Raw genomic sequence first — 24,771 nt, forward strand, 5'->3', positions numbered from 1 at the left:
CGCTGTCGAGGCCGCTGCCTCGTGTGACACGCCCTTCGCGCGCGCAACCTGCCAGCGGTGGCGCTGGGCTTGCAGCCAACGTTTCCAGCTCGGTGGCAGTGGGAGACGGTGATAAAGTTGGCGAAGCATGACATCCCATGACACGCCCGTGAGGGCGTTAGCAAAACACAAAACTATACCTGTAACCGAGATGAGAACCCAACGCTCGCTCAAGAGCCGTGCCGCCCATGCTCGATCGCCCGCATGACCCCGCATGGGGGCACCCGGCCCACCAGACGGCACTGGATCCGCGCGAACTCGGTCGCGTCCTGTGCGTCGCGCCCCATCCGGACGACGAGGTCCTTGGCGCGGGCGGCTTACTGGCGCAGCTCGCAGAGTCCGGCCTCGAGCCGCGAGTGTGGCTGTTGACGTCTGGCGAGGAGGGCTTCACCGACCGCGCAGTGGCCAACCCGCCCGTTGAGGATCGACTGCAGGAGTCGGCTGCGGCGGCGGCGCGGCTCGGGTACGCCCCGCCCATTCGTGTGCCGGGTCTTCGCGACGGCGCCGTACGCTACGGTCCGGCGCTCATAAACATGCTGGTGCGCGCCCTTGCCGAACACGCCTGCCAGACAGTGCTGCTGCCGGCGCTCACCGAGCCTCACCCCGACCATCAGGCCGTCGCCTTGGCCGGCGTGGCCGCGGTGGTCCAGGCGCTGGAAGCTGGACAGGCTGTCGAGCGTATCTTGTTTTACGAAGTGGGCGCACCCACGGTACCCAACGCCTGGGTCGATATCACGGCGGTGGCTGCGCGCAAATGGGCCGCCATCGAATGCTTCCAGTCCCAGCTGGCGTTACAGCCCTACCTCGAGCAGGCGCAGGCGCTCGCCCGTGTGCGCGCGTTCGGACATCCCGGTTGCGCGGCGGCCGAAGCGTTTCTGCTCGTGGATGCGGCGACACTGCGCCGTCAGGGACCGTCTGCCGCAGCCTGGTTTGCCCCGCGTCGCGCCCTGGCGCTGGCGCTGCAGCCAGCGGATTTGCCGCGCGTTGCGGTGCTCATCCGCAGCATGGACCGCGACTGCCTCGCCGACGCGCTCGCCAGCGTCGCGGCGCAGACCTATCCGAACGTCGAAGTGTGGGTGCTCAATGCCAGCGGCCGTCGGCACCGGCCTCTTCCATTGCTGGATCCGGCGCTGGCCTGCCGCTTGATCGAGCCCGGGCCCACCGTCAATCCGGGGGCGTTTGCCGATGGTGCGCCCCCGTTAGGGCGTGCCGAGGCCGCCAACCAGCTCCTCGACGCGTGCGATGCCCCCCTGGCCCTTTTTCTGGATGACGATGACGTTGTGCTGCCAGAGCACATCCAGCGGCTGGTCGCCGCGCTGGAGCGAGCCCCTCAGGCGGTCGCTGCCTACGCGGGTGTGCGCGTCATCGATGTGCTCGGCCAGACCGTGCGCGAATACGACCTGCCATGGGCGCCGCAGCGCCTTCACGGCATCAACTTTCTACCTATCCATGCAGTGCTCTTTCGGCGTGACGCGGTACGGCGTGCGCGGGCGCGTTTCGATCCTACCCTGCCTGTGCTCGAGGATTGGCATTTTTGGTGCCAGCTCGCCGCCCTTGGCCCCTTCGAGCACGTGCCCGGCGTCAGTGCGCTGTACCGCCAGGGGCAGGGCCATTCTCAGCTCGCCAACCCGGCGCATCCCCATCACTGGTCAGTTTGGCATCGTCGCATCCTCGAACGCGCGGCTGACCGATGGTCGGCGGCGCAGATCGCGGACGTGGTGGCGTGGCACGCCATCACCCTCGATGCGCGTGAAACCGACCTCGCCCGGGCGCACGTGCAGCTAAGCGCCGCCGAACAGGACCGGCACGCTACAGAGGCTCGCCTGCGCGACACCGAGGCCCGCTTGCGTCACACCGAAAGCGAGCTGGCTTTGGTTCTGGGTTCGCGGACCTGGCGCTGGACGCAGCCTTTGCGCTCGCTGGCACGGCGTCTGCGCGGAGGGTAAAGCGGTGGTGGTTCAGCTGCGGCCCATGACTGCGGACGACATCGAGTCCGCTTGCGCGCTTTTTCATACCGTTTTTGGCCATCCGCGTAGTCCACAAGAGTGGCGCTGGAAGTTCGCGCAAGCCCCGGGCTTGGGCGCGGTCAATATCGTCGCTGTCAACGGCAGCGGTCAGCTACTGGCCCACGCCGGCGCTCAGATGTTCGAGGGCCGTTGGGGCGACCAACCCGTGCGCTGGGTTCAAGTTTGCGATGTCATGGTCCATCCCCAGGCGCGTGGCGATTTGGGCCCGGGCAACCTCTACCGCAAGCTCATGCGCGCCCTCGATGACACGCTCCAGCCACTCGGCCCTGCATCGTGGCCGATGTTTATTTACGGTTTCCCAGGCATACGCCCCGCGCGCCTGGGCGAGCGCATGGGTCTCTACCGGCGGCTCTACACCTGTGCGGCGCAGCAAGGCGATGACCTTCCGCGCGGGCTGCTCGCGCGCTGGCGCGCCACCCAAGGTTGGCGTGCGCAGGCCGTGCCGTGGTCTGCCTTGCACGATCCAGGTTTGGCCGCGTTCTGGCGCCGCACCGCGGCGCCATCGGTTGCCGGCATCGGCCTGCTCAAAACCGCCGCCTACCTCGATTGGCGCTACGCCCGTCATCCCACGCAGCGCTACCGCCTGTGGCTGCTGCGCCGCGCCTGGGCATCGCCGCGGGGCTGGCTGGTCACGCGAGAAGCCGGCTCACCCGAGGTGATCGACGCCAGTCTGCCCGCAGATCTGCCGCTGCGGCCGGCACTGGCCGCTTTGGCTGCGGCCAGCCGAACCGGCGGCTGGTGCTGCTGGCTGCCAGGGGATTTTCCGATGGTCTCGACCCCGATCGTCGCGGTGGAGATCAGCGGCAACGGACGCTTCCACCCCGACTGGCCGCTGCCCCGGTTTCAGCCGGGTGACACCGACGTCTTTTGACGAATCCAAGCGGCAGCCCACTGCCGCCCCCAAGCGCGCGCGGGCGCTTCGACCAACCGGTGCAAGCCTTCGGCGCTCAAAATAAGCAACACCAAACCCAGCGCCAGTGCCTGCCATGCTCCGACTGCCGATCGCAGAACCACCAGCCACGGCAGCCATGCCATGTGCAGCAGATAAACCCCATAACTCAGTCGCCCAGCCCACCAACCCACATCACGCAACCAGCCCCAGACGGGCGTCGCGTGGGCCGTGCCGGCCAGCCACAACGCAAAGGCTGCCCCCGTTACCGCGCCGAGCTGCCCGTTCTTCCAATCGTGCCCGCCTGCCCAATGCTCGAGCACCGGGTACGCCCACACGGTCGCGACAGCCAGTGTTGCGCCCAGCACCGCGGCCAGGGGCCGCCGACTCTGGTTGGTTGTGCGCCCCCAGTGCCACGCCCACGCACCCAGCAAAAACTCCAGTATCAAGCCCGGCAGATGGTGCAGCGCGAGGTAAGCCAGGTTTTGCGACTGCGCATCCGCCGCTGCCATCAACCCCAGCCGCAGCGCGATGGCCGCGGCCAGCATCGCGGCGAACCCCCGCGGACCCCAGCGCGCACATACCCAGGCCAAGACCGGCAGCAGCGCGTAATACTCCAACTCCGCGGGCAGGCTCCAAAACGCCGGGTTGTAGTAAAACGCCATCTCCCGGCTTTGCAGATGTGCCAGCACCACATGTTGCGGCAGGTACAGCAGCGGCTTTCCGGCAGCGGCAGCCAAGGCGACATAGACTGCCAGCGCCACCCAGTAGGCCGGTAGCATCCGCGTGGCCCGCCGCACCGCATACGGCAGCAACGGCCCCACGCCGCCGAACAGACTCGGCGCAAACACAAAACCGCTCAGCACAAAAAACAGATCCACGCCCACGAAGGCATAGCGCCCATAGTTAGGCTCGAAGCCCAGCGGCACCGCCCAGTGCGCCCACACCACCAGCAGCGCCGCCGCGCCGCGCCATGCCTCTACCGACCAAATCATGTGGGGCTTTCCGGCTGCGCCAAGCGACGCAGCGCGTCGGGTTGATAAACCTGCCAGCGCTCGCCATCGCGCCGCACCACGCCATCCTGCTGCAGTCGCTGCAACACCCGCGTCACCGTCTCGCGTGTCGTATTCAGTCGCCAGCCCAGCTCCGCATGGGTCGGCAGCCGCAGACGGCCCCCTGGCTCCATCAGGTGCAGCAGGCTGGCGCACACCCGCGCACTCACCGGGTGGATGGCCAAAAACTTCTGCCATGCTGCCATGTCGTTGACTTGCTGCGCCAACCACCGCGCGGCGCGCAGCGCCACGGTGGGCATCTGCAGCCATTCCAAGGCCCGTGGTCGTGGCAAAACCGCCACCGTGGCTGGCCCTTGGACCGCCACCCAGTGCATGAGCAGCGGGCGATCGGCCAGCAGCTGCGCCAGTCCCAGCACATCGCCCGCAGAGGCAGAGACCAGCGGCGCCTCGCGGCCATCCAAGGTTCGCTCCACGGCTTGCACCGTTCCCTGAACCACCAGCGCAAAACCCGCAAACGGCCCTCCATTGGGGGGCAGAACCTCGCGACGGCGCAGGCTCCACAGCTCCATATGGCTGGCAGCGAAGCTCAGCACGTTTTCGGGTGTCTCGGCAAAAAAAGGGCTGGCCTGCAAAACCAGGGCTGAGACCGGCAAATCCGCTCCTCTCTTAGCGTAGATTTCGTAAAATGGGAACGATTCGAAACCGTCGCGGGGCATATTTTGCCTTGTGTGCTGGTTCTCCGGGAGCCGATCATGTGCACGCCTGTCCGCCTTTTGCTTACACTCGTTGGGGTCATCGTCGCCGCGACGATGCATGCCGTCGCGTGGGCGCAGTCGTCCGCGGTGCCGGTCGCGCGCGTGGCGCTTGCCGTGGGGCAAGCGCAGCGCATTGATGTGCGCGGTCAGGCGCAGCCCATAGTGCTGGGGTCCGAGCTTGCCGAGCAAGACCGTATCGTCACTGGCAAGGACGGCATGCTCATGCTGGTGTTTAGCGACCAGGCCCGGGTCGCGGTTCGGCCCGAGACCGAGCTCGTCATCCGTCGCTACCGCATCGATCCTGCTGGGGTTGATACCCGCATTCACATCGACCTCATTCGCGGCGCCATGCGCCAAATCTCCGGGCAGGGTGCGCAGCTGCAGCCAGAGCGCTACCGCCTCAACACCCCCATCGCCGTCATTGGCGTGCGCGGGACCGACTTTCTTGCCAAAGTGGGCGACAGCTCCGTCGAAACCTACGTTCATGAAGGCATGATCGTCGTCCTGCCAGTGTTGGAGGCGGAAGGCACTCTCAGCGCCATGGCGACCTTGAGCGCCAGCAACGCGGCGCAATACCTCGTCGTACGGCCCGGCGGCCAGATCGAGCGGCGCCACGTTTCCCCCGCCGAGATCGAAGCCCTCTTCGGCATTCGTGTCTCTGTCAATGGCCGCCCCGCCGCTGCCGAGCCCTCGGCGCGCGCCCCGCAAACTACTGCGCTCGACACCCGTCGCGTCGATTCGGGCCTCGATGTCGCCGACAACCAAACCCCCTCGGTCGCCGAAGTCTTGGCGACCAGCCGCGAGATTCGGCCCCTCCCCGCCGTTCCCCCCATGCCCAAGCAGCTCGTCTGGGGCCGCTTCTCGGGCGCGGACGATCTGCCCTGGCGGCTGACCCTCGAGTACGCCGCTGCCGCGGCTGGTCGTCACCCCACCGTCGGGGAGTTGGGCCAATTCGCGTTGTTTCGCGACGATCCCCGGGCAAGCCTCGACCGCAATCTGCGCGGGCAGGTCGATTTTGCGCTTGCTGCGGCCGATGCCCTGCTCATCCAGGCCACGCAAGCCAGCCCCGTGCGCATCAGCGCCCCCGCGTTGTCGGTCGACTTCGACCGCATGCGTTTTGCCACCCAAATGACGCTCAGTGCGGATGGCCAGCCGCAGCAAACGTTGTCGGCCAACGGCAGCGTCAACAGCGACGGTATTTTGCTGTCGCTCGGCCCGCAACAGCGTGTCGCGGGCGCCCTCACGGCCAATGGCCGCGAGGCGGGGTACTTCTTCAACCTTCAAGCGCCCGCGGGCCTGTACCAGGGTATGACGCTCTGGTCAGCCAAATGACCCCCGTGGCGGCTGCGCGCGCGTGGCGTGATCACGCCGTGCCCGGGATGCTGGCCTTGGCGCTGTCCCTGGCGCTTGCAGCCGTGCTGGCGCGGTTGCCCATCAGCGCCGGGCTCGACCGTCTTTGGCAAGACCAACTCACGCGCTGGCAAACACCAGTACCGGCGCCAGACGACATCATTCTCATCGACATCGACGAACGTAGCCTGCAAGAACTGGGCCCCTGGCCGTGGCCGCGCCCCGTGCTGGCGCGCATCGCCGAACGATTGCGCAGCCTGGGCGTGCAGCTGCAGGTCTGGGACTTACTGCTGCCCGAGCCGGCCGCGGGCGACGCGGAGCTGCAACGCCAACTTGCTGTGGGGGACATCGTTCTCGGCCAGGTTCTCGTGATCGACCCCGCCGTCCTCGATCCCCCTCGGCTCGGGCGCCTGCTAGCCGCCGATGACGCTCCCCCGCTGTGTACCCCGGGGATCACACTGCATGGCTACCTCGGCCTGGCCGAAGGCTTGACGCCACGCGCGAGTGGCCACCTCAGCGCCACGCCCGACGCCGATGGCCGCCTGCGCCGACTGCCCGCCGTCATTTGTGACCCCGCTGCGTCAGACGGCGAAACAACCGGGCAAACACGGCCCCCCGCGCCGCAGCGCTACCCCCAGCTCGCCCTGGCGGCGGCGGCAGCGGCCAGCCCGGCCGACTCGTCCTGGCAACTGCGCTCGGGGGACGGCTGGCTCGACGCCCCGCAATGGCTCCAGCGCGGCCGCTGGCGCTTCGCGCTCGACGCCCAAGGGCAACTCCACATCCCGTACCGTCGCGCGCACACCCAGTGGCACGCCATCAGCGCACGCCTATTGCTACAGTCCGACGCACCGCTGCCCCCGCTGCAAGGGCGCATCGCCTTTCTCGGTGCCACCGCGGTGGGCGTGGGCGACGTCATTCCCACCCCGCTACACCCCCGCGCCCCCGGCGTCAGCATCCATGCCGAGCTGGTCGCGCAATCGCTCAGCCCCGGGCCCTGGCCCGGCATCCCCCTGCCGCATCCAGTGACGCTGGCCGCGGGCATCACGGGGCTGGCGGCCTTGGCGCTGTGGCCCTGGTGGCGGGGGTTGGTGCGGCTCCGTGGGCGCCTCCTGCGTACCCATGGCTCGGTGCCGGCCGCGTTGCCCCATGACGCTGGCGGGTCCCGCACATCCGCGGCCGCGTGGGCTCCCCACGGTGCCAGTACGCTGGCGGCCTCGGCCCTGCTGGCGCTGGCCCTGCCCCTGCTGCTGAGCGCTTGGGCGCGTCTCCAGGCCGGGCTCTCCCTGCCCATGGCGGCTCCCACGGCTGCCGTCATGGGCCTGTGGGTCGTGCTGCTGGGGGCGCAGTGGATGGCCCAGCGCCGCCGCGCGCAGGCACTCGCGCGCATGCTCGAGAGCTTTGTGCCGCCACAGCTCGCGCACCGTATCGCGCACCAAACCGCCGACGGCGACAGCCTGGGACAAGCCTGCCAAGGCAGCCTGCTGGCGCTGCGCATCGAGGGGCTCGACGCCTGGGTGGCGCGGGTCGACAGCCTACAGGCGCTCGCCCTCATTCATGCCCTGCACAGCACCGTTCAGGACATCGCCCAGCAGCACGGCGGCACCATGGAGCACGCCCAAGGCGGCATCCTCTACCTAGGCTGGCCAGGCCAATCCCCGGTCGAGGCGCGCGCTGTCCTGGCGTGCGCCCGCGTGTTGCATGCCCAGCTCACGCCTTTGCTGCGCCAAAACGAGCACCCGGCCTGTCCCCTGTCCGCCTACATCGCCGTGGAGTGCGGCAGCTACCTGCTCGGGCTCGTCGGCGGCCCCCGCAGCCGCCGCAGCGTGCTGCTCGGGCCGGCGGCCAACGACGTCGCCGCCATGCTCGCCCTCGGGCCCGAACTGGCAGCCCCCATCCTCGTCGGCTCGGCGGCGGCGCAACGCCTACAGCAAGCAGACGCCGCGCCGCCGCTGCAACCCCTGGGCCACTTCCTCCTCCCGGATCGGCCCCAGTCGCAACCGCTGTGGTGGTGCGCCCCGTGACGTTGCCCTTGCTTGCGCATCGCTCGGGCGGCGCGATCGCGGTCGGCCCCGCACTGATACTTGCTGCGTCGTTGGCCTGGGGGCCGGCGGTGGCGCAGCCCGCAGTGGCCGACGCCGCGCCCGGCCCCGGCGCGGAATCCACCGCCCGCCCATCCCCCGATCTATCCCCCGAGGCCCAGGCCGCCTGGCAAGAAGCCCAAAGCGCGCTGGCCCGGCAGGACTGGGTGCAGGCCGAGCTCTGGCTCGAGCGTACCCTCATGCTAAGCCCCGAGCACGCCGAAAGCCTCATCCAGCTCGTGCTCGTGCTGCTGCACCGGGGTCGTACCGAGACCGCGCAAGCCCTCATCGCCGCGCTCGAAGCCGACCCCCGCACCCCCGCCGACCAACGGGCCCGCCTGGCGCAGCTGCGCCTGAGCGCGGTTGGCTCCATTCTGCCTGGGCCCGACACCCCCGCGCGCACCACCGTCCAAGTCGGCTTGGGCCGCAGCAGCAATCCGCTCGCCCTCACCGGCGCGCGCGAAATCCGCCTCACCCTGCCGGAAGGCGACGTTTTCGCGACCCTGAGCCAGCGTCCCCAACCCGCCGCCATCGCCAGCACCGAAGTGACCCACCAAGCCGCAAACGGCAGCCAATGGGGCCTGCAGCTGCGCCGCAGCGACCTGCCCGACACTGCGACCGCCTGGCGGCTGCGGGTTTGGGCTCCCCTGGGGCAGGGCGACGCGGCCACGCCCGCCGCGGCCAGCCAATGGGCGCTACAACTCGGCGCCCAGCGCGACCTCGACCACAGCGCCCGCGCCAACCTGCAGCTCATCCACCGCTGCGCTGACGCGCCCGATACGGGCACCGTCTGGCTCTGCGGCCTGGGTTGGTTCGACGAAAACAACGGCCGCCGTGGCCTGCTCGTGCGCGCGCTACGCACCCAAACCGCCCCTCGTCCAGCAGCGCGGTGGCCTTGGCCCTCCGCCACGCAGGCGTGGGCCGAGGCCGACATCCTGCGCCACGCCACACAGCCCAACCAAGTTCGCCTGGGCGCGCAGTTGGCGTGGCAGCTCGCGCCCCACTGGCAGCTGCTCGGCGCCCTGCAGTGGCAAAGCGACACCTCGGGCTACAGCCCCTTGCTCGCCAACGGCGCGCGCCGCCGCTTGCTCACCGGGCAAATCGTGCTGCAGTGGCGCCTGCCCATCGACCCCTCTGTGGGCCAATGGACCCTGCAACTCGCCTCCACCCGTCGGCACGCCAACCTGCCCCTATTTGCGTGGCGCGAGCACAACGTGCAGCTGCTGTGGCAGCGTACCCTGCCTAACGGCCGTTGACGTCGCGTACTGTTGTGCACACGCCACATGTTTTTGGGCAACCGTGTGACCGCCATCACATCCCGTGGAACCGCCGGCGGCGGCCGGTGACATACAATGTGCTCGGGCACCCGCAGCCTAAGCCTGCTTCGGGGTCGATCCATCTCTTTCCTTTCAAGGAGTGCAACCCATGGCTATGACCACTCAGCAACAAACCGATGCCTATCGGTTCTTTGCCATCGCGTTTGGTGCCGCCCCCGGCGTCACTTATATGAACCAAATCGCCGATGCCTACGCGGCTGGCATGACGACCAAGCAAATCGTCAACGTCTACACCACCAAGCCGCAGTTCACCTCGGTGTATCCCAACTTCTACACGAACGCGCAGTTCGCGAACGCCTTGATCGAAAACGTCGTTGGCACCTCCGCCAGCGCCGCCGCCAAGGCGCAAGCCAAGGCCGACGTCGAGGCTGCCCTCAATATCGGCTGGAGCCGGGGCGACGTGATCTACCAAATCTTCACCAACCTGGCCAACAAGCCCTTGACGGATCCCGACTGGGGCAACACCGCCAAGCTGCTGGCCAACCAAGTGGCCGTTGCGCGGTACTACACCGAAGTCAAGCTTGGCAACACCACCGATCTGGCCACTCTCAAGGCAGTTATCGCCAATGTGACGCCGACGACCGACGTGTCGACGCCGGCGGCGCTGGACGCGGTGTTGGCCGGTGTGGCGACGGGGCAGACGTTTATGCTCACTACAGGTATTGACACCCTGACCGGTACGGCTGGTAATGACACGTTCGTCGCCTCGTCCGACGGTGCTGCTACCTCCACGTCCAACCTGGGCGACAGCATCGACGGTGGTGCTGGTATCGATACGGTCAAGATTTACTCCAACGCCGCTAATACCGTCATCCCGAACCTGACCAACGTCGAAAACCTGTGGATTCAGGACACCGTCCATGAGTCGTACAACGTCTCGACTATTGCTGGTCTGACCAATCTGTCGCTGAACTCCGGAACGACGGTCGATGGCGCCACTATCACGCAGACCCTTGGCGCTGGCCAGTCTCTGACACTGTCGAATATTACCGACGGTGACACTGCTGCAGCAGCACTGACCGATGGCGGTATTTCTATCGCCCAAGCCGCCAGCATTACTTCGCTGAACCTGAACCTCAATGCTGTTGGCGCTCAAACTGCAGCTACGGCGAACAACGCCCTGCAACTCGACCTGGCCGGCACGGGTCTGAATACTCTGAACGTTGTTGCCACTGGCACGAACAACATTGGCCTTGCCAACGCTGGTGGTGCTTTGACCACTGTGAACATCTCCGGCGCAGGCACGATCACCGTCTGGGGCACGACTGCTGCCACCATCACCACCTTCAACGCAGCTTCGAATACTGGCGGCGTGACGGTAGACTTGTCCGCTTCGACCGGTGCCAACCAGACCGTCAAGGGTGGCTCGGGTAACGACACCCTGACCGTGGACCTGGCTCGCAACATCACTCTGGACGCTGGCGCTGGTAACGACGTTGTCGTTCTGGCCAACGCGACCGCCGCTAACCTGTCTTCCACGACCGGCGCTGCTGACAGCATCGACGGTGGTGCAGGCACCGACACCCTGTCCGTGACGGCTGCTGGTGCTGTTGCACTGGCAGGCGACACTGCTGCCGACCGCGCTGTGATCAAGAACTTCGAGCAACTGCGTGTCTCTAACGATCTTAACGGCTCGACTTTCTCGATCGCCAACTTCGGTCTGAATTACCTCCAGATCGACGCCGCTACGACCACGGCTGCTGCAACGGTCAACGGTTTCACCTCGGGTGCAACGGTCGAATATCGTGCGAACGCTGACTCGACTGGCGCTAACGGCCAAGTCAACATTGGCATGACTGGTGCTACCAACGCTGGTACGCCGGATGACCTGCTGAACATCAAGCTGAACGCCAACCTCGCCAACCAAGCGACTGCTGCAGACGCGATCGAGTTCACTGCTGGCATTTCGGGCATCAACAAGCTCGTCATCACCACGGCGGATCGTGACAATACCGACGGCGCAACTGCACGTGACGATGGTTACATCCTTAATCTGGCTAACGACAACAGCCTGACCCAGATGACCATCTCTGGTGACCGTGAGCTGTCCTTCACCTCGACCGCTTCGACCGCTGCTCTGGCCACGGTTGACGCGTCTGGCCTGTCCGGCGACCTGATCCTGAACCTGGCTGTCAACGGCCTGACCCAGGGTGTGGTGGTTACCGGTGGTTCGGGTGCCAACACCATCACCGGTACCGGCTTCGCCGACACCATCACTGGTGGTGCGCGTGCTGACGTCATCACTGGTGGTGCTGGTGCCGACACACTGACCGGCGGTGCTGGTGCCGATACGTTCGTGTTTGCTGCTGCTGACTACACGGCTGCCTCTGCTGCTGCTCTGGCAGCCGCTGCTGACACCATCACCGACTTCGGTAAGGCCAGCGACATCATCCAGTGGGGCGCCAACCTGGCCGTCGTAACCAACGCTACGGCTGTGAACGGTGTTGCTGCCATCAACGCTGAAGGCAAAGCTTCCTTCACCGCTGACGATGACACCCTGGTTGAGCGCATCATTGCTGTTGAAGCTGCCATCAATGCAGGTGGCGCGGCAGCTTCCGGTCAAACGGCTTATTTCGAATTCGGCTCTGACACCTATGTCTTCATTTCCGAAGGCACGGATGGTGTCGGTGCTGGTGATGCACTGATCAAGCTGGTTGGTGTGACCGGTTTGAGCGATATCACCATTACTGGCGCTAACATGACGATCGCCTAATCTCCCCCGGAGACAAGCACCCGCCCTCGGGTAGGTGCTTGAGGTGAAAGCCAAACCCTGTCCTTCTCACGAGGGGCAGGGTTTTTTCCATAAGGGCCTTGCGGGTGAGCAGGGGCTTTACGGAAGAAATGACAAGGAGTTATCGCCATCGCCAAACCAGATCCTGCCCTGGTCGCCGTGCTCATCAACCGCGAGCACAGCCGCCTGTCTAGCCAGGTCAAGACGCTGGAGAAAGTGCTGCACGCGCCGTTCTCTGACAAAGAGCGCCAGCGACTGATCCAATTGGCCGCCAACTGGCGCGCGTTGCTGGCCTTTGACGACGGCGCTCCGAAGCTGGCCGACGCGCTGGAGGTGTTTATCGCCGCCTACCGGCAGCAGTCACCCGACCAGGAGAAGCTCCACGACGAGGTGGTCTTCCAGGCCGGCGTCTACCGCATGGGCCATTGGGCACTGGTCAAGCACTTCATCCCCGGCGTCACCGACTGCCTGGACAACTTCGGCAGCGTCCTGCCCAAGTACCGCGAAGCCTTCAAACCCCGATACGAGGCCGAGGGTAATCTGTCTGTCGAAGCGCAATCCCAACTGCTCAAAGCCCAGTACGCCTTGATCCCCAACCGCCGAGACCCATACCGGCACGAGGAATTGAAGCGCCGAGGGCTGGTTACCGCCGACGGCATCGTGCCGATGGGCGTGAAGGAAGCGCTGGCGTTAATTGAGCGCGAGGAGGCGCAGGCCGAGCCTCGGCCCAAGTGCGGAGTGGTGGCGTGGGTGGCGGATCGGTTTCGGCGGAGGTGATTCGACCACCTGAGCCAGGAGCGTCTGCGGGAGAATAAACGCAAAGATGCCCTGCTGACACGCACGATAGAGGGAGCGAAAAATGAACGACTGGTCGATTGTTCTCGGCGCACTGATCGGCTCAGTGGCTTGGCTGTACCAAAAGGCCTGGGAGCGCCGCAGCCAGCGCGCAGCCTTGTATGAGAAGATCGTTCGCCTGCTGCCCGCGGTTACCCTCGAAAGACGCAATCCACAACAGCTTGACCAGATGTTGGAGGAAGGACGCGTCTTGTGGCTGCACGCCCCAGACGATGTGGTGCGGGCCTTCCAGGCATGGATGGCTGCCATTCAGAATGCCGACGCCGTTAACGAACCACGTTTGAAAGACACCTTCCTGGCCCAGATGCGCCGCGACCTGACCTTCCAGTCGGCGCTCATCCCGCGTTTCTGGACAACTAGGATGGGGGTGGGGGATTTTCCGGTGCTGCACGCCCGCAAGGGGTGATGCAATGACGCCGCTGGTTACCCAACTGCTCGGTCAAAGTGCCTCGGACTTTGTGAACATCGTCTGGCCGGTGGTCAAGGAGCTGCCTCTGATTGGAGGCGGGCAACTGCAGCCTGTTGAGGCCAGCAGCGATGCCGAGTTTGCCAAGACGCTGGATATGCTTGCCGGCATCGATGCCTGGCAGGTACTCAGCAGCCCGATGGCGATGCGGGGCTTGGCCAGCCGCGTCCAATGGGGTCAGGCGCACAACACGTTCACGGTCCGTATTGCATTACCCAGCGGCGCCGAGACCGAATACCACAAGCGCATCCGCGCACTTGGCCAACGGGAGCAAGGCTTTCTCTACCCGCACCTGACCGTGCAGGCCTATCTTGATCAGGCGGGCGGTGCGCTGCTGTCGGCAGCCGTCGTGCGCACGGCGGATCTGTTCGAGAAAGCTAGGCTTTTGGTGGAAAACCGCAGCAAACTGCGCCTTGACGAGCGGAGCAGACTGTTCGGCTTCCGGCAAAACCCCGATGGCACCGAGTTCTTGTATATGAGCTGGAGCTACCTGCGGCACCAGGGCGTGCTCACAGCGGAAAACGTGTGGGGCGGTGTGGCCACCGAATAACGGATACCCGCTCGCTGGGCTATTGGCACTGATGGGGTTGCTGGTCTGGTGGCTGCTGTCATGAGTGCGTCCATGACCGCGCAGGCCGCCCGAAGTCCCAAGCCCCCAAGCGCGGTGTGGTGGCGTGGGTGGCGGATCGGTTTCGGCGGCGGTGAATCAATAAGGCTTCTGTTTTCGGGAAATGAACCGGTCGTAGTTATCCTCCACCGGCTCCTCGTCCTCATCCCGCCGCCGCCAGCGCTTCTCCGCCTCCGGCATCACCAGCAGGGTCAGCGTGTAGCCGTAGTTGCCGGCCACCTTGGTCATCTCGGTAATCGGCATCTCGGCCGGCTCGCGCGCGAACCAAGCCTGCGCTCGGGTTTCATGGGAAAAGCATACACCAGCTCTTGTGCTCATCAGCGCTTGACGATCCGCCCAGCGCTGGGTTCTGACAGGCTGGCATCGACCACCTGGTACCAGCGGATCAACAACAAACGTGGTAATTCCAGCGAGAGATAATTAGCTTCTCGTATATTCCATTTCGTCATATGCTGTACAAAATAACAGTGATAGAGTAGCTGCAATCCGTCAGCTGAACCTTCCCGGCACAAGTTCAGTGAAGTCACGTGTCGAGGTCGTCAATCAAGGTGCCGGGGCACTGCGAGACGGAGGGCCGGCGAGCGCGGGGCGGCTACTTGTCTTGGCGCGCAACGCCGATTTCAGGTTTGATACGGAGTTGCCATGAGCGTCTTCAACCCACCCCATTTCCTGCGTCACATTGGTATGCCGACGCTGCGCGAGTTCACCGAGGCCCATGTTCTCGGCCCGCACTTGACGCTGGACTGGACGCAGGAAGAGGCGACGCTGCCGGCCATGGTGAGTCAGGCGGTTGAAGCGCTGGCCACGGAACTGCCGACGCGTGAGATGACGCCCGAGGAGCGCAAGGCGATTGCCGATGCGCTGGGCTACTGGTATGACGACCTGCGCCGCTGCCACCTGATGGCCAACCCGCTGGCGGTCGAGGAATTCCAGCTTACGTGCGCCGACGATGAGGAGGTGTTGGCTGCCTTTGCCGACCGCGACGACCGTGAGAAGGCGATGTGGATGTTCACCTTCCGCGATGAGGCCTTCCGCCAGACCGAACTGCACCTGTCCTTCCTGGCCAAAACCCACGGCAAATACTGGAAGAAGCACCGGATCGAAGCCGGGCTTGATCCCACGGCGGATCGTGCAGCGCTGGAAGCGTTCAGTCAGGCGGTGGCCGACATTTACAAGAAGGCTGGTGCCGGCAAGTCCACGCACATCGAGGTCAGCCAGCGCGAGCACCACATCCAGATCACGCTCTACGTCGAAGGCCCGGTGACCGCCCTGGCGCATTTCAGCCAGAACCATTTCAGCCGCATCACCACCCGCATCGCGCTGGAAACGGCGCTGCTCTATGACCCGCAGACCGGGTTCGTCGAAACCATCGTCAAGGGCGGTGCCAAAAACCACAAGGCCGTACTGCAGCTCTTTGGCAAACACCTGGTCGGCCACGAGATCAAGCCCGAAGAAATCGAGCCCAAGCGCTACCGCCTCAACGCACTGCGCGATGGGCTGGCCCCCTTCGAGGACTGGAGCCACTACGGCATTCGCAAGGTGCGCCTGCGTCGTGCCCAGTTCACGCCGATGAACAGCAGCGGCGAGATCATTCACTTTGAAGCGTCGGAAGCCGAATCCGAACCCGATGCCTTGGCACTCGCCCGTGCCCGCCTGAAGGTCAGCCATGCTTTCGAGGCCGAGTACAACCTTGATGGCGCCACGCTGATGGTCTATCCCACGGAAAAAATCCGCCGAGGCCATTTCAGCTTCAACGTCTACTCCTCGGGTTCGTCCACCATCAAGAACCTGTCGGCCAAGCATCAGCCTATGGCCCAGGCGGTGCTGCGCGCCCTGAACGTCATCGATGGCGATGAGCCTGCCCCGACGATTGTGCTGGACAACGAGGCTGACGAGGAGGCGCTGACGGTATGAGCACGGCCCAGGTAGAAGCGACGGCGCTGATGTGCCGGTTGCTGGATCAACAAGACACCCGCATCAACGGCAAGGCGGTCTTCGAGGGGGAATGGTCGACAGCTGCCAAGACGTTGATGGAGGTGGGGTTGCTGGTCAAGGACGACGATCTGCCCTCGGCGATCTGCTACGACTGCTGGATCGAACGGGCACGCGTGGTCGATGATCCCCCGAAATCCTACGCAGTGCGTGAGGATCAGGTGCTTCAGATGTGTCCGCAGTGCGGTCCCATCGTGGCGCCAGCCTATGTCCGTCAGATGTACCGCCTGACGTTGCCACGGTTGATCACCAAGCTCCTGGTGGGCCTGGATTTCAGCCCCAACGGCATGAAGGCCATCGACAAGGACGTCTTCGCGGACGAACGGACCTGGCAGCTGTGGCGGCTGGGCACCAGTACGGCCAAGCGCGGCAAGGGTGTGACCTGGTACTTTGGCCGCCAGCTGCACCAAGTTGAAGTGGCGCTGCGTCTGCGCGAGCAGATTGCCGCCGATCAGGCTGTGCAATCCTGCGTGATCCTGACCAGCAGCGAGGTGCCACTACCCAAGGCTTCGCCGCTGACGGGCTTTGAGGTGCGCAGCCTCATCACTGTTGGCCAGATCGAAGCGCACAGCTTCACTTTCTTTGCGGATCGCCACCCTGCCCCGGGTGTACAGCGTCTGGAGGAAGCCGTACCGGGGACCACGCTTCGCTACCTCAAGCCCGATGGGGTGGTTTACATCGATGGCGAGGCCATCAAGCTCGAGCCACGCGAGCGCAAGTTACTGCTCGCGCTGATCGATGACCTGGACCACGAGATGGACAACGCCGGCCTGCGTGACAAGGTCGGGTCGGCAGCTGAGAAATTCAGCCCCAGCAAGGTCTTCGACCGCAAGCCCCGTGTCTATCGCACCTTCATCCGCTTCCTGCGCGAGGACGATCGCTATCAGCTGCAGATTCCGCCAGAGGACCGTAGCTGGCTGATCTGATCGTCCCCATTCATGTATCCGGCACCTGAGAAGGTGCCGACCCTGAGCATCCGGATTGCCCGGCTGGTTTGACCAGACCGGGCTTTTTTGCGTCTGAAGCTCGGGGCGGTCGTTCCGCAGCCGATTCCGCAGGACGTTCCGCAAGTGATTCCGCAAGTTCTGCGGAACGTGTTGCGGAACGCTGCCCGGGCTGGAATCGGCGTGGACAGGGGCTTTGCGAAGGTGATTCCGCAAACGCCAATGTGAGTTTGCGGAATCAGTCTGCGGAATCTGCGGAACGTCTTGCGGAACGCCGGCTGGAAAAGTTCGGGTCAAGGCACGGCGCGCGACGGGCCGATACCCGCAAACCTTCACAGGAGCATTTCCATGACCCGCAACACACTGAATCCGGCCCTCGCGGCCAGGGCTTCGGCCACCCCGCTGACCCCCACGCCGCTGGCGGCAGCGCTCTCCCAAAGCGGCATCTCGCTGCCCATCCCCTTCCTCGACCTTTCCGCCCAGGTCATCCGTGACCTGCCGCTGGAGAACGTCGCTGCCCTGCAGCGTTTCATCAGCGACGCCAAGTCGGAGCTCGCCACCCTGGCTGCGATGGTGCAGACGGGCCTGGAGATGCGCTACGCCGATGCGGCCCGCGCGCAACTGCTGGCCAAGGGCCAGGACACCGGTACTACGCACATCCTGGATGGCGACTTCGACATCACGGTCGAGGTCGGCAAGGACGTGAAGTGGGAGCCCAAGGGCCTGGCCGACCTGGTGGCCAAGATCGAAGCCACCGGTGGCGATCCGCGCGAATACGTAGAGGTCAAGTACAGCGTCAGCGAGGCCAAGTTCAAGGCCTGGCCGCAGACCCTGCGGGCACCCTTTGAAGCACTGCGCACCGTCACGCCCAAGGCGCCGAAGTTCGTGCTGCGCCGCCTGGACACGACTGGGGAGGGTAAGTGATGACCACTGCCTTTCCCCTGCATCCAGCCGCCGAGCTCTTCCCGGTCATGGATGAGGCGGCCTTCGCAGCCCTGGTGGCGGACATCGCCGCACACGGCCAGCGCGAACCGATCCTCGTTCTGGATGGCCAGGTCATCGACGGTCGCCACCGCCTGCGCGCTTGCGAGCAACTGGGACTGGAGCCCCTGGTGCGTCAGGTCAGCGCCGACGACGGCGACCCCTTCGGTCTGGTCGTTTCGCTCAATCTGCATCGTCGGCATCTGAGTGAAGGGCAGCGCGCCATCATTGCAGCGCGTTTGGCCACACTGCCTCATGGCAGGCCTGATGCAAATGCGCAAATTTGCGCATTTACCCAGGACGAGGCGGCTCAGCACCTCAAGGTCTCTCGACGTACTGTGCAGCACGCACGGGCAGTGCTCGATCATGGCATTGACGAGCTACAGGCCGCAGTCAAGGGTGGCGAAATTTCAGTCTCAGCAGCGGCCGAGCTCTCTCGTTTGCCCGCCGACACCCAGCGCGCAGCCCTCACCAAAACGCCCGAGGAGATCCGCGCCATCGCCCGCGAGGTGAAAGCGCGCATCAAGGAGGCCGGCGTCTGCGGTCCCTCGGCCGTGAAGATCTTCGATCAGGTCGCTGCCGATCAGCACCTCTCCGGCATCGAGCAGTGCGCCGTGGTCGAGGTGATCAAGGCCGAAGAACCGCCGCTGCCTACCCCCAGCGAGGCCAAGCGCATCGCCCAGCAAAACCGCACGCTGGTGCTTGGCTCCGACGGTCGCTACCACGGCCCGGAAGTCTCCCCCGAGTCCGCCCTTGCCACCGAACGGTGGCTGGCGCTGCGCGAAGGCCTGGAGTCGCTGTGCCGCATCGACACCGACCCGGAGTCGCTCATCGACTGCGTGCCGCACTACCAGCACCAGAACCTCTCGGCCTGGCTCGCGCAGGCCGTCCCCCTCATCACCCGTTTCGACCAAGCCTGGAAAGGAGCTCGCCATGCGTGATCCCGTCATGAGCCTGCTGCGCGAAGCCGTGCGCGCAGAAATCAGCAACGCCTTCGAAGTCATCGGCCATGCCCGCCCGCGTGAGGTTGCCCGTGTCGTCTGCGCCCTGCACCCGAGCGATGTGCAGAGCATCGGCGCCCGTCTGGCTGAGGACGCCCTGACCGACATCGCCCGACGTGAATTGAAGCGTCGTCCGAGCAAGAACGAGCGCACCCAGATCACGCTACCGGGCATACCCGATGCCTTGCAGGCGCATCTGCCGCCAGCCATCAGCGTGCCGCCACCGGGTGTGGAACTGGAGTCGGTGGATGACGAGGGCGTCATCTACAAGCCGCTCGCCCAAGCCACCTTGGCCGACGTCGATGCGCATCTGGCACTCCTGGGGGCACAGATCAGTGCCGACACCCGGCGCCACCGGGCCTTGAAGGAGTTGCGTGACCTCGCGCTTGCCGCCGGCGCCACCGACGACAGCCCGCTCTTGGCCACGCTCTCGACGGCCGACCTGCTGATGACGGAAGTGGTGTCGTGATCCGCGCGAAAGCACGCGTTCCCTGACAGAACACCGAGGTACCCGCAAGGCTGGGTTTGGCTCGGCGCGCACTGCCATGGCATGGCGGGGCAAGCAGCGGCATGGCTGGAGCAGCCCAAGGTGAGGCGTGGAACGACGTGATGTGGAACCGCATGGTGTGGCATGCCGTGGCGTGGCATCGCGTGGCAAGGATTTTTTTGATTTCTGGAGATTTGATGATGGAAACCCTTTTGAGAAACGAGGATGCCCTCGGCAACGGTGCCGAGTCGGCGGTCCTGATGGGGGCGCCTTACAGCGTCCACGTGGCCATCGAAGGCGTGGCGGACTTGTTGTTCCACCGCTGGAACTGCGAGGCAGTCGACGCCAAGGCCAAGGCAGCCAAGAACAGCGCTGCCAAAAAAACCGATGACATCGAGAGCTACGTCTACCGCGATGCTCAAGGCCAGCTGTGCATGCCCGGCGAGTATCTGCGTCAGGCGCTGATCGGCGCGGCCAAGTTCAAGCAGGACCCCAGGAGTCCACGCAAATCGGCGCAGGACATCACCAAGGCCGGCGTGGTTTCGCTCACCCACCTGGCCAGCCTGGGGACCGACCGCTGGGATTACGAAGACCGTCGCCGCGTGGTGGTGCAACGCGCAGGGGTCAATCGGGTGCGGCCTGCCATGCGTGCGGGCTGGCGTGCTGAGTTCGATCTGATGGTGGTGCTGCCCGAGTACCTCGACCGCGCCTGGATCAAGGACAGCCTGGATATGGCAGGCCGACTCATCGGCGTGGGCGACTTCCGTCCCACCTTTGGCCGTTTCACGGTCGTCTCATTCGAGTGAGGAGCCAGCCATGCCTTTACCAATCGTGACGGCCGACCAAAGACTCGCCGAAAAACGCTGCGCCAAGGTCGCCCTCGTCGGTGCGCCCGGGGTGGGCAAGACCTCCCAGATCCGCACGCTCGATGCCGAACGCACCTTACTGGTGGACACCGAGGCCGGCGATCTGTCGATCCTCGACTGGGCCGGTGACACCCTGCGTCCGCGCACCTGGCCAGAGTTCAAGGACCTGGTGGTGTTTCTCGCCGGGCCGAGCCCGAGCGCCTCACCCGAGCAGGCTTTCTCGCAGGCCCACTTCGACCACGTCTGCCAGAAGTACGGCGACCCGGCGCAGCTGGCCAAGTACGACACCTACTTCGTCGACAGCCTGACCGTGCTCTCGCGGATGTGCCTGGCCTGGTGCAAGACCCAGCCGGCCGCATTCTCCGAGAAGACCGGCAAGCCCGACACCCGGGGCGCCTACGGCCTCTTGGGCACCGAAATGATCGGCGCGCTCACGCACCTGCAGCACGTGAGGGACAAGCACGTCATCTACGTCTGCATCCTCGAAGAGAAGCTGGACGACTTCAACCGGCGCATCTACCAGCTGCAGCTGGAAGGCGCCAAGACCTCGGCCGAGCTGCCGGGCGTGCTCGATGAAGTCATCACGCTGGCCATCCTGAAAGCGGACGACGGCACGCCCTACCGCGCCTTCGTCACCGGCGCAGACAACACCTGGGGCTTCCCGAGCAAAGACCGCAGTGGCCGCCTCGACCCCATCGAAGAACCCCACCTGGGCAAGTTGATCGCCAAGTGCCTCGGCCGCAATGGCCCTGCTGCACCGGCTGCCTTCGCCCAATCCACCCCCTTCACGGAATCCAAGGAGTAATCCGCCATGAGTTTCTTTGACTTCAACACCGCCGACCAACAGCAATCCTTCGACCTGATTCCCAAGGGCACGCTGGCCCGGGTGCGCATGAGCATCAAGCCGGGCGGCTTTGACGATCCGAGCCAGGGCTGGACCGGCGGATGGGCCACCCAGTCCCATGACACCGGCGCCGTCTATCTCGCCTGCGAGGGCGTGGTGATGGAAGGCCCATTCGCCAGGCGCAAGGTGTGGTGGAACATTGGCCTGTACTCTGCCAAGGGACCGACCTGGGGCAACATGGGCCGCACCTTCATCCGTGCCGCGCTCAATTCCGCGCGCAACGTCCACCCGGCCGACAACAGCCCCCAGGCGCAGGCCGCCCGTCGCATCAGCGGTTTTGCCGACCTCGATGGCCTGGAGTTCGCCGCGCGCATCGACATCGAGAAGGACGGCCGGGGCGAGGACCGCAACACCATCAAAGCCGCCATCGAGCCGGATCACAAGGACTACGCCCTGGTCATGGGCGTGGCACCCAAGGGCAACATGGGCGGCGGCCAGTCCAGTGCACCGGCGGCTGTTGCTGCACCGGGCTACTCGCCAGCGCCTGCTGCGCGCCCGGCATCCTCCAGCGTCCCCAGCGGCAAGCCCGCCTGGGCACAGTAAGGGGAGGCCATCACCATGATGCTTCGACCCCGACAAACCCAACTGGTCGAGCGCACGCTGGCCGCACTCGGTCAGCACGGCAATACGCTGGCTGTCGCCCCGACCGGGTCGGGCAAAACCATCATGCTCTCGGCCGTCACCGGCCGGGTGCTGACCGAGCCCGACGCCAAGGCCTGCATCCTTGCGCACCGCACCGAGCTCACCGGACAGAACCGCGCCAAGTTCTCGCGGGTGAACCCGACGCTCACCACCTCGGTGGTCGATGCCAACGAGAAATCCTGGGCCGGCAACGCCACCTTTGCCATGGTGCAGACCCTGTCGCGCAAGGCCAATCTCGATCAGATCCCGACCCTGGATCTCTTGGTGATCGATGAGGCGCACCACGCGACGTCCCCGAGCTACCGGGCCGTGATCGAGCGCGCCCAGCAGAAGAACCCGAAACTGCTGCTCGCAGGCCTGACCGCCACCCCCAACCGGGGTGATGGCACGGGCTTGCGTGAGGTCTTCAGCAACGTCGCCGACCAGATCACCCTGGGCGAGATGATCGCCGCCGGGCACCTGGTGCCACCGCGCACCTTCGTGCTGGACGTCGGTGCCCAGGAAGCCCTGGGCAAGGTGCGCCGCACCGCCGACGACTTCGACATGAACGAGGTGGCGAGCATCCTCAACAAGGCGGTGATCAACGAGGCCGTGGTCGCCCAGTGGAAGGAGAAGGCCGCCGGTCGCAAGACCATCGTGTTCTGCTCGACGGTGGCCCACGCCCTGGATGTCTGCGTGGCCTTCAACACCGCCGGCGTGCCAGCCGGGTTGATCCATGGCGAACTGCCCGATGCCGAGCGCAAGGCCTGTTTGGCCGCCTATGAGCAGGGTGATCTGCAAGTGCTGGTCAATGTGGCCGTCCTGACGGAAGGCTACGACTACACCCCGACCAGCTGTGTGGTGCTGCTGCGCCCCAGTTCCTACAAGTCCACGCTGATCCAGATGGTGGGCCGGGGTCTGCGCACAGTCGATCCGGAGGAGTTCCCCGGCGTGGTCAAGACCGACTGCGTGGTGCTGGACTTCGGCACCGCCACCTTGATGCATGGCTCGCTGGAGCAGGAGGTCAATCTCGACGGTGAGATGCACAACGGCGAGGCCCCAACCAAGGACTGCCCAGAGTGTGACGCCGTCGTCCCGCTGTCGGTGATGGAGTGCCCGTTGTGCGGCCATGTGTGGGAACGCCAGGCCAAGGACATCGAGGTGCTGAGCGGTTTCGTGATGAGCGAGATCGATCTCCTGAAGCGCTCGAACTTCCGCTGGTGCGATCTCTTCGGCATGGACGATACCTTGATGGCCACGGGCTTCAACGCCTGGGGTGGCGTCTTTTACCTGTCCGGACGCTGGTACAGCGTGGGGGGTGCCAAAGGACTCCGTCCACACCTGCTGGCTGTCGGAGATCGCACGGTATGCCTGGCCAAGGCCGACGACTGGCTCAACGAACACGAATCCGAGGACTCGGCGCACAAGAGTCGCCGCTGGCTGAACCAGCCCGCCACGGACAAGCAGCTGCAGTACCTGCCGCCCGAGATGCGCACGGACTTTGGCCTGTCGCGCTACCAGGCCTCGGTACTGATGTCCTTCCAGTTCAACAAACGCGCCATCCAGCGTCTGGTGATGGAAGCCGGTGCGGCCCGTGCCCAGCACGAGTTGTTTGCCGAGGAGGTGGCGTGAAATGCCTCATCTGCACACGACACGCGCGTGGCCTGGGCCACAGCGACAACCGCTTCAAGCTCGGCGAGCCGCGCCGCTACCCGATGAACTGGACGTTCTGCAGTCGCCGGTGCCAGGACGCATTCCATGCGCGCTACACCGCCTGGCTCAAGACCGATCCGAAGCTGGAGGACGTGCTCATGGTTGATCCGACTGAATTCGAGCAAGCGGCGATGCGCCAGTGCCTGCGCTTCTTCGGCGAGGCGGCCAGCGAGATCGGCTTTGACAAACCGCTGGGGCAGTACAGCGAGACGGAAGCCTTGGCGGTGATCGAGGCCATCGTGACGGCCTGGACCGAAGCGATGGTGGCGCACCACGAGGCGAGCAAATACCCGCCCGTGCGAGGCCTCGAGCCCTACGAGACGACAGCGGCAACACCTGCCGCAGGGAGGGTGTGATGCTGGACTTCAATTCCACCACCACCTTCTCCGAGCGCTTCGAGGCGCTGGTCGATGCCGGGCTGCAGGCGCGCGAGCAACAGCAGGCACGTCGGCAGTACCTCGGGGCCTCGCGCCTCGGGGTGAGTTGCGAGCGCCAGCTGCAGTACGAGTACGCCCAGGCGCCGGTCGATCCGGACAAGGGCTTCTCGGGTCGCATCCTGCGCATCTTCGAGCGGGGTCATCGCATCGAGGATGCCATGGTCGGCTGGCTGCGGGCAGCGGGCTTCATCCTGAAGACCGAGGGCAAGGACGGCCAGCAGTTCGGCTTCTCGGTGGCCGATGGCAAGTTGCAAGGTCACTGCGACGGCGTCTTCGTCGGTGGTCCCGAGGGCTTTGCTTACCCGGCGCTGTGGGAGTGCAAGGCGCTGGGCAGCAAGTCCTGGAACGACCTCGCCAAGAAAGGCCTGGCGGTCTCCAAGCCGATCTACCACGCCCAGGTGGTGACCTATCAGGCCTATCTCGGACTGCATGAGCATCCGGCGATCTTCACGGCGGTGAATGCCGACTCGATGGAGATCTACACCGAGTTGGTGCCCTTCGATGCGGCGCTGGCACAGAAGATGTCCGACCGCGCGGTGCGGGTGATCCAGGCGACCGAGGCCGGCGAGCTCTTGCCGCGCGCCTTCGCCGAGGCCAGCCACTTCGAGTGCCGGTTCTGCAGCTATGCCGAGCGCTGCTGGGGAGGTGCGCAATGAG

The 24,771-nt window shown here is 65.3% G+C and carries 23 protein-coding genes; 20 read left to right on the forward strand and 3 right to left on the reverse strand.

Translation table 11 applies throughout. The features are described from left to right. Nucleotides 1-227 precede the first annotated feature (227 nt). Together ACPYIS_RS05830 and ACPYIS_RS05835 are read left to right on the forward strand one after the other, a co-directional pair. Nucleotides 228-1,985: a PIG-L family deacetylase gene (locus ACPYIS_RS05830; protein WP_424859769.1), complete on the forward strand. Its 1,758-nt coding sequence runs from the start codon at nt 228-230 to the stop codon at nt 1,983-1,985. A gap of 25 nt (nt 1,986-2,010) precedes the next feature. Continuing rightward, a complete protein-coding gene (locus ACPYIS_RS05835) occupies nt 2,011-2,937 on the forward strand; it encodes a GNAT family N-acetyltransferase (protein WP_424859768.1) in 927 nt (308 codons plus the stop codon). On the opposite strand, the gene ACPYIS_RS05840 is transcribed toward ACPYIS_RS05835, so the two are convergent. Both ACPYIS_RS05840 and ACPYIS_RS05845 read right to left on the reverse strand, forming a co-directional pair. Next, nucleotides 2,910-3,950, reverse strand: a complete 1,041-nt coding sequence (locus ACPYIS_RS05840; RefSeq protein WP_424859767.1) for an acyltransferase family protein — start codon at nt 3,948-3,950, stop codon at nt 2,910-2,912. The two genes, ACPYIS_RS05835 and ACPYIS_RS05840, sit on opposite strands and share 28 nt — an antisense overlap. Then, nucleotides 3,947-4,621 (reverse strand): Crp/Fnr family transcriptional regulator, encoded by a 675-nt coding sequence (locus tag ACPYIS_RS05845; RefSeq protein WP_424859766.1) that lies wholly within the window; start codon nt 4,619-4,621, stop codon nt 3,947-3,949. The genes ACPYIS_RS05840 and ACPYIS_RS05845 overlap by 4 nt, the downstream gene beginning before the upstream one ends. A gap of 99 nt (nt 4,622-4,720) precedes the next feature. Here ACPYIS_RS05845 and ACPYIS_RS05850 point away from each other — a divergent pair, with 99 nt between their 5' ends. The 7 genes from ACPYIS_RS05850 (at nt 4,721) to ACPYIS_RS05880 (ending at nt 14,090) form a co-directional block, all read left to right on the forward strand. Continuing rightward, complete coding sequence (locus ACPYIS_RS05850; RefSeq protein ID WP_424859765.1) at nt 4,721-6,055, forward strand: FecR family protein; 1,335 nt, start codon at nt 4,721-4,723, stop codon at nt 6,053-6,055. Then, nucleotides 6,052-8,094 (forward strand): CHASE2 domain-containing protein, encoded by a 2,043-nt coding sequence (locus tag ACPYIS_RS05855; RefSeq protein WP_424859764.1) that lies wholly within the window; start codon nt 6,052-6,054, stop codon nt 8,092-8,094. Before ACPYIS_RS05850 ends, ACPYIS_RS05855 begins: the two co-directional genes overlap by 4 nt. Then, nucleotides 8,091-9,407, forward strand: a complete 1,317-nt coding sequence (locus tag ACPYIS_RS05860; RefSeq protein WP_424859763.1) for a tetratricopeptide repeat protein — start codon at nt 8,091-8,093, stop codon at nt 9,405-9,407. The genes ACPYIS_RS05855 and ACPYIS_RS05860 overlap by 4 nt, the downstream gene beginning before the upstream one ends. 169 nt (nt 9,408-9,576) lie before the next feature. Further along, a complete protein-coding gene (locus tag ACPYIS_RS05865; protein WP_425973974.1) occupies nt 9,577-12,201 on the forward strand; it encodes a beta strand repeat-containing protein in 2,625 nt (874 codons plus the stop codon). Between the two features lie 177 nt (nt 12,202-12,378). Continuing rightward, nucleotides 12,379-12,996: a hypothetical protein gene (locus ACPYIS_RS05870; RefSeq protein ID WP_425973975.1), complete on the forward strand. Its 618-nt coding sequence runs from the start codon at nt 12,379-12,381 to the stop codon at nt 12,994-12,996. A gap of 82 nt (nt 12,997-13,078) precedes the next feature. Further along, nucleotides 13,079-13,480 carry a hypothetical protein gene (locus ACPYIS_RS05875; RefSeq protein ID WP_424894951.1) on the forward strand — a complete coding sequence of 134 codons (402 nt, stop codon included), beginning with the start codon at nt 13,079-13,081 and terminating at the stop codon, nt 13,478-13,480. A gap of 4 nt (nt 13,481-13,484) precedes the next feature. After that, nucleotides 13,485-14,090: a hypothetical protein gene (locus ACPYIS_RS05880; protein ID WP_424894950.1), complete on the forward strand. Its 606-nt coding sequence runs from the start codon at nt 13,485-13,487 to the stop codon at nt 14,088-14,090. 156 nt (nt 14,091-14,246) lie between these two features. Here the strand turns inward: ACPYIS_RS05880 and ACPYIS_RS05885 are convergent, their stop codons facing one another. Then, a complete protein-coding gene (locus ACPYIS_RS05885) occupies nt 14,247-14,396 on the reverse strand; it encodes a hypothetical protein (protein ID WP_424894949.1) in 150 nt (49 codons plus the stop codon). Between the two features lie 414 nt (nt 14,397-14,810). Here ACPYIS_RS05885 and ACPYIS_RS05890 point away from each other — a divergent pair, with 414 nt between their 5' ends. From ACPYIS_RS05890 to ACPYIS_RS05940, 11 genes are all read left to right on the forward strand, one after another. Continuing rightward, nucleotides 14,811-16,082, forward strand: a complete 1,272-nt coding sequence (locus ACPYIS_RS05890) for a glycine hydroxymethyltransferase (RefSeq protein WP_424894948.1) — start codon at nt 14,811-14,813, stop codon at nt 16,080-16,082. After that, entirely contained in the window at nt 16,079-17,086 is a 1,008-nt protein-coding gene (locus ACPYIS_RS05895) for a hypothetical protein (protein ID WP_424894947.1), read from the forward strand. The genes ACPYIS_RS05890 and ACPYIS_RS05895 overlap by 4 nt, the downstream gene beginning before the upstream one ends. Nucleotides 17,087-17,452: 366 nt before the next feature. Beyond that, nucleotides 17,453-18,028, forward strand: a complete 576-nt coding sequence (locus ACPYIS_RS05900) for a hypothetical protein (RefSeq protein ID WP_424894946.1) — start codon at nt 17,453-17,455, stop codon at nt 18,026-18,028. Continuing rightward, nucleotides 18,028-19,026 carry a ParB/RepB/Spo0J family partition protein gene (locus tag ACPYIS_RS05905; RefSeq protein WP_409710419.1) on the forward strand — a complete coding sequence of 333 codons (999 nt, stop codon included), beginning with the start codon at nt 18,028-18,030 and terminating at the stop codon, nt 19,024-19,026. Before ACPYIS_RS05900 ends, ACPYIS_RS05905 begins: the two co-directional genes overlap by 1 nt. Continuing rightward, a complete protein-coding gene (locus tag ACPYIS_RS05910; protein ID WP_425973977.1) occupies nt 19,019-19,555 on the forward strand; it encodes a hypothetical protein in 537 nt (178 codons plus the stop codon). Before ACPYIS_RS05905 ends, ACPYIS_RS05910 begins: the two co-directional genes overlap by 8 nt. 215 nt (nt 19,556-19,770) lie before the next feature. Further along, a complete protein-coding gene (locus ACPYIS_RS05915; protein ID WP_425973979.1) occupies nt 19,771-20,379 on the forward strand; it encodes a hypothetical protein in 609 nt (202 codons plus the stop codon). A gap of 10 nt (nt 20,380-20,389) precedes the next feature. Next, complete coding sequence (locus ACPYIS_RS05920) at nt 20,390-21,244, forward strand: ATP-binding protein (protein WP_424894884.1); 855 nt, start codon at nt 20,390-20,392, stop codon at nt 21,242-21,244. A 6-nt stretch (nt 21,245-21,250) separates the two neighbouring features. After that, on the forward strand, nt 21,251-21,886 hold the full coding sequence (locus ACPYIS_RS05925; protein ID WP_425973981.1) for a hypothetical protein: 636 nt from the start codon (nt 21,251-21,253) through the stop codon (nt 21,884-21,886). Nucleotides 21,887-21,901: 15 nt separating this feature from the next. Beyond that, a complete protein-coding gene (locus ACPYIS_RS05930; RefSeq protein WP_425973983.1) occupies nt 21,902-23,596 on the forward strand; it encodes a DEAD/DEAH box helicase in 1,695 nt (564 codons plus the stop codon). Continuing rightward, on the forward strand, nt 23,593-24,033 hold the full coding sequence (locus ACPYIS_RS05935) for a DUF6511 domain-containing protein (protein ID WP_425973984.1): 441 nt from the start codon (nt 23,593-23,595) through the stop codon (nt 24,031-24,033). Before ACPYIS_RS05930 ends, ACPYIS_RS05935 begins: the two co-directional genes overlap by 4 nt. Further along, nucleotides 24,033-24,770: a hypothetical protein gene (locus ACPYIS_RS05940; protein ID WP_425973985.1), complete on the forward strand. Its 738-nt coding sequence runs from the start codon at nt 24,033-24,035 to the stop codon at nt 24,768-24,770. The genes ACPYIS_RS05935 and ACPYIS_RS05940 overlap by 1 nt, the downstream gene beginning before the upstream one ends. The last annotated feature ends 1 nt before the right edge of the window (nt 24,771 follow it).

The organism is Tepidimonas sp. HKU78 (assembly GCF_049860815.1).
GTDB lineage: Bacteria > Pseudomonadota > Gammaproteobacteria > Burkholderiales > Burkholderiaceae_C > Tepidimonas.